The organism is Rhizobium sp. ZX09 (genome assembly GCF_017357485.1).
GTDB lineage: Bacteria > Pseudomonadota > Alphaproteobacteria > Rhizobiales > Rhizobiaceae > Agrobacterium > Agrobacterium pusense.
On the sequence record NZ_CP031363.1, the window covers coordinates 442,253 to 457,653 of the forward strand.

Consider the following 15,401-nt stretch of genomic DNA (forward strand, 5'->3'; position numbering starts at 1 on the left):
AATCGCGAGTGAAACATGCGTTATCCCCAGAGTGGTGCCGGCAAGAAGAAAGGCGTCGTGCAGATCGCCGAAGTCGCCAATGGCATCATGGACCCGGTCCTGTCGAAACGTGCCGGCATCAACACGGCGCTGCTCGGCTCATGGGACGAAATCGCCGGTGACGACTTTGCCGATTGCACCCGCCCGGAAAAAATTACCTGGCCGCGCCGCGACGAAGGCCCGGACCGTGGCGGATATCAGCCCGGCGTGCTGACGATCGCCTGCGAAGGCGCGCGCGCGCTATTTCTCACCCACGCGCAGGGCGAACTCATTGCTCGCATCAACGGCTTTTTCGGCTTCCCGGCCGTGCGCCAGATCAGGATCGTACAGAAGCCCGTCTCGCAAACCATCACCCGCCGGCGCAAACCGCAGCCCCTGCGCGGCGATGCGGCAAAACGTCTCGACGACATGATGGAAGGCATTGAGAGCGAGGCGCTGCGCAAGGCGGTGGAGAGGCTGGGCACGGCGGTGTTGCAGAAGAAGCCGGGGCGCAAGACGATTTGATGAAAGGTGACGTCCTTGACTGGTCACAATTCTTTGACAAGAAGAGTTCAGAACCCCGCTTGTGATGAACAGGCCGTCGCTATATCGGAATCAACGGACAATAGAGTCTATTACCAACAGGTGCTTTCATGCATTTTCCCGAACTGACCATTTCCCGTCGCAGCCTCCTCGGCGGCGTTGCTCTTGCCGCCATCGCCACGGCCCTGCCGTTCGCCTTCACACCCGGCATCGCCGAGGCTCAGGAACTGCCTGATTCCACCGGTGATGTGGATATGGCTGCGGTAATGAAGCCCGGCCCGCTGCCGGAAGCCGCGCTCGGTGATGCCAACGCACCCGTCAAGATCGTCGAATATATGTCGATGACCTGCCCGCACTGCGCCAACTTCCACAACAAGACCTTCGAAGAAATCAAGAAGAAGTATATCGATACCGGCAAGGTCTATTTCGTGCTCCGCGAATTCCCGTTCGATCCGCGCGCCGCTGCCGCCTTCATGCTGGCGCGCTGCGCACCGGAAGGTCAGTATTTCCCCTTCGTTTCCATGCTGTTCAAGCAGCAGCAGAGCTGGGCCGTTGCGCAGGATGCGCGCGCCGCCCTGCTGCAAATGTCGAAAATGGCCGGTTTCTCACAGGAGTCTTTCGAGGCCTGCTTGACGAACCAGAAACTTCTGGATGATGTGAACGCAACCATGCAACGCGGTGCGACGGAATTCGGCGTCAACTCCACGCCGACTTTCATCATCAACGGCAAGAAATATGCAGGAGACATGTCGGTTGAAACCATGTCGGCTGTCATCGACAAGCTGCTCTGATCACCGAAGCCTTCAGAAAACGGGCGGCGGATATTTCCGCACGCCCGTTTTTTATTGCCGTTTTTCTGTCCGGAGCGGGGCGGCATGAAGTTTAACAAGCTCCGCCTCGTCGGTTTCAAGTCCTTCGTCGAGCCCTCTGAATTCATCATCGAGCCGGGGTTGACCGGTGTGGTCGGGCCGAATGGCTGCGGCAAGTCCAATCTGGTCGAAGCGCTGCGCTGGGTGATGGGCGAGAATTCCTACAAGAACATGCGCGCCTCCGGCATGGACGACGTCATCTTCTCCGGTTCCGGCAATCGCCCGGCCAGAAACACCGCCGAAGTCGGCCTTTATCTCGACAATTCCGACCGCACCGCGCCTGCCGCCTTCAACGATGCCGATGAAATTCAGGTGACGCGCCGCATCGAGCGTGAAAACGGCTCCGTCTACCGCATCAACGGCAAGGAAGCCCGCGCCAAGGATGTGCAGCTTCTTTTCGCCGATGCCTCCACAGGCGCACGCTCTCCCTCCATGGTGGGGCAGGGGCGCATCGGCGAACTCATCAACGCCAAGCCGCAGGCCCGCCGTCAGCTGCTGGAGGAGGCGGCCGGCATTTCCGGCCTGCATTCGCGCCGCCATGAGGCCGAGCTTCGCCTGCGCGCCGCCGAGACCAATCTGGAGCGGCTGGAGGATGTGACCGCCCAGCTGGAGAGCCAGATCGAAAGCCTGAAACGCCAGGCGCGCCAGGCCAATCGTTTCAAGATGCTCTCCGCCGATATCCGCGCCCGCGAGGCGACGCTGTTGCACATTCGCTGGGTGGAAGCGAAGGAAGCCGAAGGCGAGGCGGAAAGCGCGCTCAATCAGGCAACGAACATCGTCGCCGAAAAAGCTCAAGCCCAGATGGAAGCGGCAAAGCAGCAGGGCATTGCCAGCCTGAAGCTGCCGGAGCTGCGCGAGGATGAAGCGAAAGTCGGCGCTGCCCTGCAACGCCTGCAAATCGCCCGTACCCAGCTTGACGACGAAGCAAACCGCCTGCTCCGCCGTCGTGACGAGCTGGCGCGCCGTCTGTCGCAGCTTGGCGAGGATATTATCCGCGAGGAGCGGCTGGTCTCCGACAATGCCCAGATACTCGCGCGGCTCGATGAGGAAGAAGCCGAGCTCCTCGAAATCCTGTCCGATTCCGGCCGCCATGCCGACGAAATGCGCGAAGCCTTCGAAGCTGCGTCCGTCAAGCTGGCGGAAAGCGAAGCCATCTTCACCGCCATCACCGCCGAGCGCGCGCAAGCCGCCGCCGCCCGGCAGCAATTGGAGCGGGCGATCCGCGATCTTTCCGACCGCAAGCTGAGGCTCGAACGGCAATCGCAGGAAGCAACGGCCGAGATCGAGGCCATCGACGAAAAACTCTCCGGCCTTCCGGACCCCGCGGAACGGCGCGAAGCGGTTGAGGCAGCCGAGATTGCCGTCGAAGATGCGCTGATCGTCGTGGAAGAGGCCGAGGCTGCCGTTGCTGAGGCGCGTTCCGCCGAAGCCATGGCGCGCGGGCCACTGGAAACGGCGCGAAACCGCCTGAACGCGTTGGATACGGAAGCGCGTACCATCACCAAAATCCTCGCTTCAAGCGCCGCCGCGAATGGCAGCTTCACGCCGGTGGCGGAAGAAATGACAGTTGAGCGCGGTTATGAGGCGGCACTGGGCGCGGCGCTTGGCGACGATCTCGAAAGTCCGCTCGATGCCGAAGCACCTGCCTATTGGGCCGGTAATGGCGACGGTTCTGATGATCCTGCCTTACCGCAGGGTGCCAAACCGCTTCTGGATTATGCTCAGGCGCCGGATGCGCTTAGGCGTGCTCTCGCCCAGATCGGCGTCGTTGCAGACGTCACGGAGGCCCGGCGGCTGTTGCCGTCGCTGAAGGCCGGCCAGCGGCTGGTGACGCGCGAAGGCGCGCTGTTCCGCTGGGATGGCCATGTCGCCAGCGCTGATGCGCCGGGCGCTGCGGCACTTCGCCTGTCGCAGAAGAACCGCCTCGCCGAAATCGAAACCGAACTGGATGAAGCCCGCTCCATTCTGGAAGAGGCCGAAGACCAGCTTGCCGCGAAAACCGAGGAGATCAGAAGCAGCGAATTGCGGCTTTCGGACGTGCGAGACCGGAGCCGGCTTGCGACCCGTCAGCTTGCCGAGGCACGCGAGGCGCTGACATCGGCCGAACGGGCCTCGGGCGATCTTTTGCGCCGCCGGGATATCGTCTCCGAAGCACTGAACCAGATCGGCGCGCAGATCGACGAGATCGCCGTTCAGGAAGAAAATGCCCGTATCGAGATGGAAGATGCGCCTGATCTTTCCGTGCTTGATCTGAAGCTGCGTGAAAGCCAGCTGGAAGTCGCGACCGATCGTGGCCTGCTGGCGGAAGCGCGTGCCCGCCATGAAGGGGTGAGCCGCGAGGCGGAAAGCCGCCAGCGCAGAATTCAGGCAATCGGGCAGGAGCGCTCCACCTGGCAATCGCGGGCGGCAAGTGCCGCCGACCATATCGCCACGCTGCGCGAACGTGAGGAAGAGGCGCGCGAGGAAATCGCCGAGCTGGACATTGCGCCCGAGGAATTCGACGAAAAACGCCGCAACCTCCTCAACGAGTTGCAGAAGACCGAAGACGCCCGCCGCGCGGCCGCCGACCGGCTGGCCGAGGCGGAAAACCTGCAACGCGCCGCCGACCGGCTGGCGGCAACGGCGCTTTCCGAACTGGCCGAAGCCCGCGAAAAGCGCGGCCGTGCCGAAGAGCGGCTGGTTTCCGCCCGCGAGAAACGGCAGGAGGCGGAACATCGCATCCGTGAGACGCTAAATACCGAGCCGCATATGGCGTTTCGCCTGACCGGCCTTGGCCCGGACCAGCCGAAACCCGATATCCGTGATGTCGAGCGCGATCTGGACCGGCTGAAGATCGAGCGCGAAAGGCTTGGCGCCGTCAATCTGCGCGCCGAGGAGGAGCAGGCCGAGCTTTCCGCCAAGCTTGAGGCGCTCATCAAGGAGCGGGACGATATCATCGACGCCGTGCGCAAGCTGCGTGCCGGTATCCAGAACCTCAACCGCGAGGGCCGCGAACGGCTGATTGCCGCCTTCGATGTGGTCAATTCGCAGTTCCAGCGGCTGTTCACCCATCTCTTCGGCGGCGGCACGGCGGAATTGCAACTGATCGAATCCGACGACCCGCTGGAAGCCGGTCTCGAAATCCTCGCCCGCCCACCGGGCAAGAAGCCGCAGACCATGACATTGCTTTCCGGCGGCGAGCAGGCGCTGACGGCCATGGCGCTGATATTCGCCGTCTTTCTCACCAATCCCGCGCCGATCTGCGTGCTGGACGAGGTGGACGCGCCGCTCGACGACCACAATGTCGAGCGCTACTGCAACCTTATGGATGAAATGGTGGCCTCCACCGAAACCCGCTTCGTCATCATCACTCACAATCCCATCACCATGGCGCGCATGAACCGCCTCTTTGGAGTCACCATGGCGGAGCAGGGCGTGTCGCAACTGGTGTCTGTTGATTTGCAGACCGCCGAACAGTTGCGCGAAGCCGTCTGAGGCGACATTTCCGGGATTCAATTTCTGGTTTTGCTCAATGTCAATTTATCTGCCATATCACCCATTCGGGTGAGCGACATTGCGCGGCAGTTTGCTATGTCTTTCGCAAGAGCCAAAGGTTCTCCTGAGACCCCACCATCCGGTTTCCTGTACCGGATGGAATGCCTTGCGAGGCCGCTGCCGTGGCCTCGCAAGGCTTTCTTTTCCAGGTTCATAGGGTTGCGCGGCGGTTTGCATTGGCAATTGTGTCAGGGGAGTAAGCCTCTTTCCGTCATACCGGCCTTGAGCCGGTACCCAGCCAGCCCAAGTCCTTGGGCTGAAAGGACTCTTCCCGTCGCGCGAGAGCCGCGTCGACTGGATTCCGGCTCAAGGCCGGAATGACGGAGAGAGGCGACGCAGCCAATCACTGTAAACACTGGCATGCTGCAACTGCCCGCGCAGTGTGCGAGTTTCTCGGCCCATGATGCATGGAGGCCACCATCACTCACCCCGGCACAAGCCGCAACCTTGTACCCCAGGGGTCGATCGCTTCCACGACATTATTCTCCATTTCCACCAGCACATAACCCGCGGCCCGTAGCCGTGTTTTCTGCGCCTCGAGATCGGTGTGGTTGCGAACGGTGATTGAGAACCAGTCGAGGCCGGTTTCCATGGCGTTGCGTTCCTTTGCGCCACGGCTGTTCCAGCTATTCACCGCCAGATGGTGGTGATAGCCACCGGAAGAGAGAAAAGACGCGTCGGAACGCGCATCTTGTGTCGGCTTGAGGCCGACGGCCTCTTCGTAGAAGGCGCGAGCAGCGGCGATGTCGCCAACTCGCAGGTGGATGTGGCCAATGCGCATTCCCGCGGGGGCGACGTCATAATCGCTGTTTTTGGTATCGGTCAGCTTTACGAGATCATCGACATCGAGAGGCTCGGTGCCCATTTTCACCACATTGCCGCTCCACACCCATGTGTCCGTGGGACGATCGCTGTAGACCTCGATGCCGTTACCTTCGGGATCGTTGAGATAGATCGCCTCGCTGACATTGTGATCGGCGAAACCCGTCAGAGGCACCTGCTTCAGCGCCGCATGCACCAGCCAGCGCGCCAGATCCTTGCGGGAGGGCATCAGATAGGCGATGTGGAACAGGCCGGCAGAGGTGGGGCTCTCGAAATCCGCTGCCGGCTTGTGATCGAGATCGAGCAGCGGCACGGTCCCGACACCCAGCGTCACGCCCCTGGCCGTGCGTTCCACTTCGTTCATACCCAGCACCGAACGGTAATAATCGATCATCGGATCGAGTTCGCGCACGCGCAGCGCCGCCTTGCCGATATGCATCGGCGTCGTCAGCGCAAAGGGCAGGGTGGGATCGACGGCGGCGGAAGCTCCGCCCTCGGCTCTAAGCGCACCGGCAAGGGCGGTGGCGGCGCAGGAAATTCCGGCAAATTTAAGCGTGTGGCGGCGGGTAAATTGCATGAATAATCTCTTTGTCGGCGATTTGAATGGCTTAGGTAACACTCCGTTTCAGCGCACTACACGAATGCGTCAATGCTGCTGTTATGTCCTGTTTAAGGCAATTCTGGCGCGCAATTCGCCGCAATTATGCTGCAGTGCGATGTAAACTACGCGTTGCGGCGTTCCCAACGTGCCGCCAATGCTGTAGATGATAGAAAAATGACAACGCTTCTGGGTGGAGAGCGTGGAATGAAAAAATGGGTTTATACCTTCGGCAACGGTGCTGCCGAAGGCAGGGCAGGTGACGTTGCGATATTGGGCGGCAAGGGCGCAAACCTTGCCGAAATGGCAAGTCTCGGCCTTCCCGTTCCCCCCGGCCTCACCATCATTACCGACGCCTGCGCGCTTTATCACAAGAACGGCCGCGATCTCCCTGATGACCTGAAGCTTCAGGTCATGGCCGGCCTGCATGGTATGGAAATCGTGACCGGCAAGACCTTCGGCGGCAGCCAGTCGCCGTTGCTCATCTCCGTTCGTTCCGGCGCGCGCGCCTCCATGCCCGGCATGATGGACACGGTGTTGAACCTTGGTCTCAACGACCGCACCGTCGAGGCATTGGGCCACGATGCGGGCGACGCGCGTTTTGCCTGGGATAGCTATCGCCGCTTCATCCAGATGTATGCTGATGTCGTCATGGGTCTCGACCATGAAATGTTCGAGGAAATCCTCGAAGATGAAAAAGGCCGGCTTGGCCATGAATACGATACGGACATGTCGGCGGTCGAATGGCAGCACGTCGTTTCGCTCTACAAGAAGCTGATCGAAGATGAGCTCGGCGAAGCCTTCCCGCAGGATTGTCACGTCCAGCTTTGGGGCGCAATTGGCGCCGTGTTCGCCAGCTGGACCAACCACCGTGCCGTGACCTATCGGCACCTGCACAATATTCCCGGCGACTGGGGCACGGCCGTCAACGTTCAGGCCATGGTCTTCGGCAATCTCGGCTCGTCCTCGGCAACCGGCGTCGCCTTTACCCGCAACCCCTCGACAGGCGAGGCGGAGCTTTACGGCGAATTCCTCGTCAATGCGCAAGGCGAAGACGTGGTGGCGGGCATCCGCACGCCGCAATCCATCACCGAGGCCGCACGCTTGGCCTCCGGCTCCGACAAGCCATCCATGGAAAAGCTGATGCCGGAAGCCTTTTCCGAATTCCTGGCGATCTGCAGGCGGCTGGAAACCCACTACCGCGACATGCAGGATCTTGAATTCACCATCGAGCGCGGCAAGCTCTGGATGCTGCAGACCCGCTCCGGCAAGCGCACCACTCGCGCCGCCATGAAGATTGCGGTCGATATGGTGGAGGAAGGGCTGATTTCGCAGGACGAAGCCGTCTGCCGCATCGAGCCGTCGTCGCTCGACCAGCTGCTGCATCCCACCATCGATCCCGGCACATCGCGTCCCACCATCGGCTCCGGCCTGCCCGCCTCTCCGGGGGCGGCAACGGGTGAGATCGTCTTTACCGCGGAAGAGGCGGTAGCCGCCGAGGCCGAGGGGCGTCGCGTCATTCTGGTACGCATCGAAACCAGCCCGGAAGATATTCACGGCATGCATGCCGCCGAAGGCATTCTGACGACGCGCGGCGGCATGACCAGCCACGCCGCCGTGGTGGCGCGCGGCATGGGCATTCCCTGTGTCACCGGCGCCGGCTCCATGCGGGTCGATATGCGCAACAGGGTGCTGATCGGCGTCGGCTGCATGCTGAAGCGGGGGGATGTCATCACCATCGACGGTTCCTCCGGCCGGGTGCTGAAAGGCGAGGTGCCGATGACGCAGCCGGAACTCTCGGGTGATTTCGGCAAGCTGATGGAATGGGCGGACAAGCTGCGCCGGATGACCGTGCGCACCAATGCGGACACGCCCGCCGACGCCCGCGCCGCGCGCGCCTTTGGCGCTGAGGGCATTGGCCTCTGCCGTACCGAACACATGTTCTTCGAGGGCGACCGCATCCATGTCATGCGCGAGATGATCCTGGCCGAAAGCGAAAAGGGCAGGCGGGCGGCGCTCGATGAGCTTCTGCCGATGCAGCGCTCGGATTTCACCGAACTTTTCCAGATCATGCACGGCCTGCCGGTAACGATCCGCCTGCTCGACCCGCCACTGCACGAATTCCTGCCGAAGACGGATGGTGAAATCGTCGAGGTTGCCGCCGCCATGGGCATGCCGCAGACGGTGTTCCGCCAGCGGCTTGATGCGCTGCACGAGTTCAACCCCATGCTCGGCCATCGTGGCTGCCGTCTCGCCATCTCCTACCCGGAAATCGCCGAGATGCAGGCCCGCGCCATTTTCGAAGCGGCCGTTGCGGCGGCGCGCATTACCGGCGCGCCCGTCGTGCCTGAGATCATGGTGCCGCTGGTTGGCCTGCGTTCGGAACTGGATTACGTGACTGCGGTCATCGATGGCGTCGCCGCGGCGGTGGCGAAAGAAACCGGCATGGAGATCGAATATCTCACGGGAACCATGATCGAGCTGCCGCGTGCGGCCCTGCGCGCCCATGTCATTGCCGAAGCGGCCGAGTTCTTCTCCTTCGGCACCAATGATTTGACGCAGACGACCTTCGGCATTTCCCGCGACGATGCGGCGCGCTTCATCAATACCTATCAGCGTAAGGGCATCATCGAACGCGACCCGTTCATTTCGCTCGATTTCGATGGCGTGGGTGAATTGATCCGCATCGCCGCCGAACGCGGCCGCCAGACGCGGCCAGAACTGAAGCTCGGTATCTGCGGCGAACATGGCGGAGACCCGGCCTCGATCCATTTCTGCGAAAATGCCGATCTTGATTACGTCTCGTGCTCGCCTTTTCGCGTGCCCATCGCCCGCCTTGCCGCCGCGCAGGCGACGCTTGCCGCGCGGGCGGAAGAAGGGCAGGTGGCAAGCAATGTCGCCTTTATCCCCGTCAGGGGTTCTGTTGGACGATGATGCGCCGCTCCACCACCACGGGACGGTAGAACATGTCGCGGTTCATCTGCGCCTGCCAGGCACGGTTGTCGGCACGGCGGTCCATTTCCAGATCGAGAAGGCAACCGGCCATCGGGTCAGTGCCGGGGCGGAAACCGTAACCCCGGCATGTCGCCTCATCCCGAGCCCGGCGCTCTTCCGGTGTCAGCGTCTGGCATGCGGTGAGCGCCAGCATGGCGGCAAGCGCACCGAAGACGATGGAAAAGCGCATTTTGTTTCTCCCTGATATGACAACCGTACGGCACTTAGCCGAGATTGATACGCCTGTTTTAAGACGGGGAAAAGCCGCGGCGGGGCGGAAAGTTGCGTTCGGTTCAAGAACATACCAGTCGTCAAGTCTGCTTGAAACGCGCCATTTCAGCGCGCATCCAGCTTGAATCCCCCCATGTCGAGAGCCAGATCATCAGGTCGGTTAGAAAGCCGATAATCGGAAGAAGAAGCTTGTGAGCCAGACCGCGTGTCGCCTGGTTTTTTTCGGCTTCCTGTAAATGCGCCAATTCCTGTTCCTGGATAGAAGCGATGAGCCTGTAAAGCTCGCGATCTCCCGTTTGCAAGAAGGCCAATTGATCGTCCAGATGGCGGTGAACGGTGCTTTCAACGGCTTCGGTGCAAATCCAGATCATGTTGCGTCCACCCAGCGCGGTCAGAAAAGCGAGCAGGAAACCTCCGAGGCTCCAAAATGCCATGACGCGACAAGGCCTTGCGTCTCTGGATGGCATGGCTTCTCTGAACAGGCGGCAATGATCGATCTCGTCTTCCCGCATCTCCTGCAGAGCGGGTACAATGTCCGGAAACAGCCGGCGAGCCATCCATATCTGCGCGCCGTAGATGCGAATAGCGCCAAACTCTCCGGCGTGATTGACCTTGAGAATACGCCGAACGGTAAGATCCGGGTCCTGTTTACCGAGACTGTCGGACATGTGAAATGCTACCTCAGCCTACTCCCGTTCACCCGAACACGGCACAAATCGCTTCTGCTTTTTTGGTAGGGGCTAGCCGCCCCTTTAGTCCAGTTCCATAGTCTAACACAACAACAAATAAATTACACGATCGGTGATGACGACCAAGGCTAGGCGTTCATTGCAGCCGCGCGAGCTTTGCTGGCGGCTGCAATGACGACGGTTTCGCCAAGATGATGACTTCATCGGTAGCGTTCGTCGTCGAGGCAGGGACGTGATGCGCAGGGAGCAATCACGTTCATTGCTTTGCTCAGGCCGTCGCCACTTCACGGTCATCGAGTGCGTCGATGTCCTTGGCGTTGTTATAAACGGCCTCGTTGAGAATACCCTCGCGTTTGGCGACAATGGTCGGCACCAGCGCCTGTCCGGCGACGTTGACCGCAGTGCGGCCCATGTCCAGGATCGGGTCGATGGCGAGCAGCAGGCCCACACCTTCGAGCGGCAGTCCGAGCGTGGAGAGCGTCAGCGTGAGCATAACCACCGCGCCGGTCAATCCGGCCGTTGCGGCGGAACCGAGCACCGAAACGAAGACGATCAGCACATATTCCTGAATGCCGAGCGGCACCTGGAAGAACTGCGCGATGAAGATCGCCGAGATTGCCGGATAGATCGCGGCGCAGCCGTCCATCTTGGTCGTGGCGCCGAGCGGCACGGAGAAGGCGGCATATTCGCGCGGCACGCCGAGGCTCTTTTCCGTCACGGTTTCGGTGACGGGCAGTGTGCCGATGGAGGAACGCGAGACAAAGGCGAGCTGGATGGCCGGCCATGCGCCCGCAAAGAAGCGCGAGGGCTTCAGGCCATGCGCGAGAAGCAGCCCCGGGTAAACGACGAAAAGCACCAGTGCCAGACCGATATAGACGGCCGCTGCATACCAGCCGAGCTGTGACAGCGTGGTCCAGCCATATTGGTCAACTGCGCGGCCAAGCAGGCCGATGGTGCCGATGGGGGTAAGGCGGATGACCCACCACAGGATTTTACGCACGATGGCGAGCAGCGACTGGTTGAAGGCGAGGAACGGCTCCGCCGCCTTGCCGGCTTTCAGCGCCGCGACACCGAAGGCAATCGACACCACCAGCAACTGCAGGACGTTGAAATTCAACGAAGTGCTGGCCGCGCCATTGCTGATTTTGGTAGATGCTTCAAGGCCGAAGACGTTGGCCGGGACGAGACCCTTGAGGAAGTCCAGCCAAGAACCGGTGGAGGACGGCGCTGCGGCTGCCGTATTGGCGATCGCCGTGTTGACGCCCGGCTGGATGACAAGACCGAGCACGATGCCGATGACCACGGCAATCAGCGCGGTGATGGCAAACCACAAAAGCGTCTGCCAGACGAGCTTGGCCGCATTAGAGAGGTTCTTGAGATTGGCGATGGAGGCGACGATGGCGGTAAAGATCAGCGGCGGCACGAGTGCGCGCAGCAGCTGGACGAATATGCTGCCGATGGTCTGCAGCGTCACCGAGAGCCAGTTGGGGCTGCCGGCGGCGTCAGGGCCGATATTGCGGGCAACAAGGCCGAGCAGCAGGCCGATGACCATGGCTATCAGAACCTGAAAGCCAAAATTGCGATAAAAGGGTTTATGCCCCGAAGGGCGGGCAGAGGTCGTTGCCTGTGACATGACATGTCTCTTTATTGTGCAAGAAAGCGAGAATGTTGCATTTTTTACAAGCATTCTCGAGGGAGGTCGCCGAGAATACGCCGATTTCCTCAGCAATTAAGGGATGAACGTGCGTATTTGTTGCATTGTCGGGGAATTATTCCCTGACGCTGCGGCAATGCGGAATAATATTCCTGCTTCTTGTTGGCGTGGCCTCTCAGTCCGTGGCGCAGGGAAAGTCATGCCAATTGCGCCGACGTCATCCTCGGGACAGGGCCGAGGATGACGTTGAGCGAGTCTTCACCCTTAATCATCGACCTCAAGGAAACTGCGACCTGTCCGGAAATTTAACCCGGACAGAAGTGGATCATGTCCGGCATGATGGAAGAGAGGTCTTCGGGGGGCACGCTTTACCCGCAGATCGCCCCCTCCTTTGTTTTCCTCGCCGCAATTCCGGTCTATGACATCATATGCAGGTGATTCCCTGCCAGAACCCGGGTGCAACGCCTCTTAGCCAATGCGATCTAACGGATATCCGCTTCCATGACTGTGCGTTTCGTCCGGCCTTTTTCGGTTGCAGCCTATCTTTCCCGCTATCTGGGCCTGGCGGCACTGGCGCTTTTTCTCATCGCCGCCGGCATCCACCGTTTCGGGCCGCTGACGACGCCTGATCTTGTCGGGCTGCTCCTCATTGCCGCAGGCATCGCTTTTCTTGCCGTGCTTCTGGCGCTGATCGGCCTTGAGCGGCTGTGGACCAGAGGCGCACGCGGCGGCCTTTCGGCGCTGGCGGCGCTGCTTTTCTCGGCCCTGCCGCTCGGCGTGGTCGGCTATGGCGCCTTTCTTTATTGGCAGCAGCCCAAGATTTACGACATTTCCACTGACCTGAGCGATGTGCCGGAGTGGCTGGCGACACCGGCCGCCAACCAGCAATGGCTGGTGCGGCCCGCGACCATTACCAAGGCTGATCGCGATGCGCAGATGGAGGCCTATGCCAGCCTTGCCGGGCGCCGTTATGAAGGCGCGATAGACCGCATCTACGCCGCTGCCAAAAAAATGGCCGCCTCCCAGAATATCCGCATTACCCATACGAAGGGTGTGATCGGGGCGGAGGATGCCCCTGCCGTCGGGGTGCCAGCACAGGACAGGCAGCAGCCCGCCGACGATGCGCCGGTGGAAGACCTGCCCTCCATCGTGCCCGTGCCCATGGCCCGCCCGCCCGACGCGCCTTTGCCCACCTTCTTCAACGGCAGCGGCGTGGTGCTGATGCAGGGTGAAACCCGCACCCGCATCTGGGGCCTGCGCTTCGATATCCTCATTCGCCTGAAGGAAGAGGCGGAAACCACCATCGTCGATGTCCGCGTCGCCTCCCGCTACGGCCCGCACGATCTTGGCATGGGTGCGGCGATTGCCGAGGCCTATCTCGATGCGCTGGATGCGGAGATGCAGGGGCTGAACGATAATTGAGGCCGGAAGGCAAAGCTACACGTTGGCCGAATGGATCGCGACGTCGCCGCTCGTTTCTTCTCCCCGCCGGGGAGAAGGTGGCCCGAAGGGCCGGATGAGGGGGTAACGGCGGAGATTTTCGGAGAGCTTGCCCCCTCATCCCGCTGCCGCGGACTTCTCCCCGGCGGGGAGAAGAAACAGGTGGCGCCCGCTCGTTCGCCATCGAACGGGCGGCGAGCATGAAAGCATCTTGAGAATTCGCAGATTAAAACGCCGTCACGCCGGAAAATACTCACCCGTGAGCGAAGGCGCGCCATCCGTCCGAACCTCGCCCTTCTCGATCAGATCCTCGATATGCGCCAGCACGGAAAGTGCCGCCGCCCCATGCAGACGCTTGTCGGTGCTGGCATAGATCACCTTCACCATGTCGGCGATCAGCCTGTCGCCGTCCCTGATCCGCTTCAACACCGCCTTTTCCCGCATGCGGCGGTGGGCGCGCAAGCCCCGCATGAAGGCGGCAGGATCGGTGACCGGGCCGCCATGGCCTGGCAGGAACAACCGGTCGTCGCGGGTCAGCAACCGCTCCAGTGAAGCCATATAGTCGCTCATCGCCCCATCAGGCGGCGCGACGATGGTGGTAGCCCAGGCCATGACGTGATCGGCCGAAAAGACAATGCCGCTGCCCTCAAGCGCAAAGGCGGCGTGGTTGGCGGTGTGGCCCGGCGTATGCAGCGCCGTCAATGTCCAGCCGTCGCCGGAAAGGCTCTGCCCGTCGCCCAGCGCAATGTCGGGCGCGAAAGCCGTATCGGAACTTTCGGCAAAGGGATTGGTCTCGCCCACATGCAGTGGCCGGGCGGCGCGGTGCGGGCCTTCAGCCACCGTCAGCGCCCCGGTCGCCTGCGCCAGCCTGCGGGCAAGCGGCGAATGATCGCGATGGGTGTGGCTAACGAAGATGTGCGTGACTTCGCGCCCTTCGAGCGCGGCCATCAGCGCCCGAAAATGCGCCTCATCCTCCGGGCCGGGATCGATGACGGCGACGGAACGGTCACCGACGATATAGGAATTGGTGCCATGGAAGGTGAAGGCGGAAGGATTGTTGACGGTGATGCGCTGGATGAGCGGGGCGACGGGAACCGCCTCGCCATAGGCCGGCTGGAAATCGAGATCGAATGCCGGGTCCGCCATCGAGACCTCCTGAAAAAATGCCATGCATGCTTGCGCCGCGGCCTCATCCGCGTCACGGCCAAGCCCTAACATGTCAACTTAGACACGGCACCCAAAAAGCTTGAATTTTGTGAAAAAATTGGTCGCCGGGTCATTGCCGCGCCGGGCAGGCTTTGCTAATCAGGCGCGGTTCAGGCAGCGGCGTTTCGCTCTCGCTGCCCTGTTGGGGCGTCGCCAAGCGGTAAGGCACCGGTTTTTGGTACCGGCATTCCCAGGTTCGAATCCTGGCGCCCCAGCCATCTATCCCCAAGTCAGAACAACGTTCGCAGGTTCCGGCGACCGTCGATCACGCGAACGATTTCCACGGAATATATTTCGCCGCCATCGGTATCCGGCACGGTTTCGTAGAGAATGATGTAAGGCGCTTCAACCAGCATGCGGGCGGATGGGAAAATTTCCGGGCGGCGCTCGCCGAGGTGAGGATGGTCGACCAAGCGCTCCGCTTTGGCACGGAACGGCAAGGCGCTGTGATTTGCCGATATCGATATAGATTTTTCTTCACATTGCTGCGCGCGCGGGGCGACCAGACAAGTTTAATGGTCACGATTTTTCAACGAGGCCAGTTCTGCACGCGCTTCATTGAGCGCCTCGTCGAAATCCACTTCGGTTGAATTGCCACTGGCTTTGCCTTCGGTCCATAATGCGCGCAGCTTGGCAATGTCGTCGCGTCGCTGAACCCATTTTGCCGACCAGTCTCGTATCGCTTCACGGATGACTTCGCTGCTGCTGGCATAAGCACCGCTTTCCACGGCGTCACGCAAGATTTCGGCGTGCTGGGGAGTCATCGAGACGCTGATCTTTTCAACATTGGCCATCTAAGCTCT

At 61.2% G+C, this 15,401-nt stretch carries 12 protein-coding genes and 1 tRNA gene; 6 read left to right on the forward strand and 7 right to left on the reverse strand.

Annotated elements, in window-relative coordinates:
* The first annotated feature begins 15 nt into the window (after positions 1-15).
* The 3 genes from BTN45_RS02125 to BTN45_RS02135 all read left to right on the forward strand — a co-directional run bounded on the left by BTN45_RS02125 (position 16) and on the right by BTN45_RS02135 (position 4,904).
* On the forward strand, positions 16-543 hold the full coding sequence (locus BTN45_RS02125; protein ID WP_207588752.1) for a DUF721 domain-containing protein: 528 nt from the start codon (positions 16-18) through the stop codon (positions 541-543).
* Positions 544-671: 128 nt separating this feature from the next.
* Positions 672-1,352 (forward strand): DsbA family protein, encoded by a 681-nt coding sequence (locus BTN45_RS02130; protein ID WP_207588753.1) that lies wholly within the window; start codon positions 672-674, stop codon positions 1,350-1,352.
* 84 nt (positions 1,353-1,436) lie between these two features.
* On the forward strand, positions 1,437-4,904 hold the full coding sequence (locus BTN45_RS02135; protein ID WP_207588755.1) for a chromosome segregation SMC family protein: 3,468 nt from the start codon (positions 1,437-1,439) through the stop codon (positions 4,902-4,904).
* A 484-nt stretch (positions 4,905-5,388) separates the two neighbouring features.
* Here the strand turns inward: BTN45_RS02135 and BTN45_RS02140 are convergent, their stop codons facing one another.
* Entirely contained in the window at positions 5,389-6,363 is a 975-nt protein-coding gene (locus tag BTN45_RS02140; protein WP_207588757.1) for a VOC family protein, read from the reverse strand.
* A gap of 228 nt (positions 6,364-6,591) precedes the next feature.
* Between BTN45_RS02140 and ppdK the strand changes: the two genes are divergently transcribed.
* Positions 6,592-9,318 carry a pyruvate, phosphate dikinase gene (gene ppdK, locus BTN45_RS02145; RefSeq protein ID WP_207588759.1) on the forward strand — a complete coding sequence of 909 codons (2,727 nt, stop codon included), beginning with the start codon at positions 6,592-6,594 and terminating at the stop codon, positions 9,316-9,318.
* On the opposite strand, the gene BTN45_RS02150 is transcribed toward ppdK, so the two are convergent.
* From BTN45_RS02150 to BTN45_RS02160, 3 genes are all read right to left on the reverse strand, one after another.
* Entirely contained in the window at positions 9,296-9,568 is a 273-nt protein-coding gene (locus BTN45_RS02150) for a hypothetical protein (protein ID WP_004440421.1), read from the reverse strand. The genes ppdK and BTN45_RS02150 overlap by 23 nt on opposite strands.
* A 121-nt stretch (positions 9,569-9,689) precedes the next feature.
* A complete protein-coding gene (locus BTN45_RS02155) occupies positions 9,690-10,277 on the reverse strand; it encodes a demethoxyubiquinone hydroxylase family protein (protein WP_207588761.1) in 588 nt (195 codons plus the stop codon).
* A gap of 289 nt (positions 10,278-10,566) precedes the next feature.
* Entirely contained in the window at positions 10,567-11,931 is a 1,365-nt protein-coding gene (locus tag BTN45_RS02160; protein ID WP_207588763.1) for a dicarboxylate/amino acid:cation symporter, read from the reverse strand.
* A 522-nt stretch (positions 11,932-12,453) separates the two neighbouring features.
* On the opposite strand from BTN45_RS02160, the gene BTN45_RS02165 reads away from it, so the two are divergent.
* A complete protein-coding gene (locus BTN45_RS02165; RefSeq protein WP_207588765.1) occupies positions 12,454-13,374 on the forward strand; it encodes a DUF1499 domain-containing protein in 921 nt (306 codons plus the stop codon).
* Positions 13,375-13,629: 255 nt separating this feature from the next.
* Here BTN45_RS02165 and BTN45_RS02170 read toward each other — a convergent pair whose 3' ends face one another.
* A complete protein-coding gene (locus BTN45_RS02170; protein ID WP_004440431.1) occupies positions 13,630-14,538 on the reverse strand; it encodes an MBL fold metallo-hydrolase in 909 nt (302 codons plus the stop codon).
* A gap of 203 nt (positions 14,539-14,741) precedes the next feature.
* On the opposite strand from BTN45_RS02170, the gene BTN45_RS02175 reads away from it, so the two are divergent.
* A tRNA-Gln gene (locus BTN45_RS02175) sits at positions 14,742-14,816 on the forward strand.
* A 12-nt stretch (positions 14,817-14,828) separates the two neighbouring features.
* Here the strand turns inward: BTN45_RS02175 and BTN45_RS26320 are convergent.
* Entirely contained in the window at positions 14,829-15,011 is a 183-nt protein-coding gene (locus BTN45_RS26320) for a hypothetical protein (protein ID WP_223216926.1), read from the reverse strand.
* Positions 15,012-15,110: 99 nt separating this feature from the next.
* Positions 15,111-15,392: a type II toxin-antitoxin system ParD family antitoxin gene (locus BTN45_RS02185; protein WP_004440433.1), complete on the reverse strand. Its 282-nt coding sequence runs from the start codon at positions 15,390-15,392 to the stop codon at positions 15,111-15,113.
* Positions 15,393-15,401: the final 9 nt, after the last annotated feature.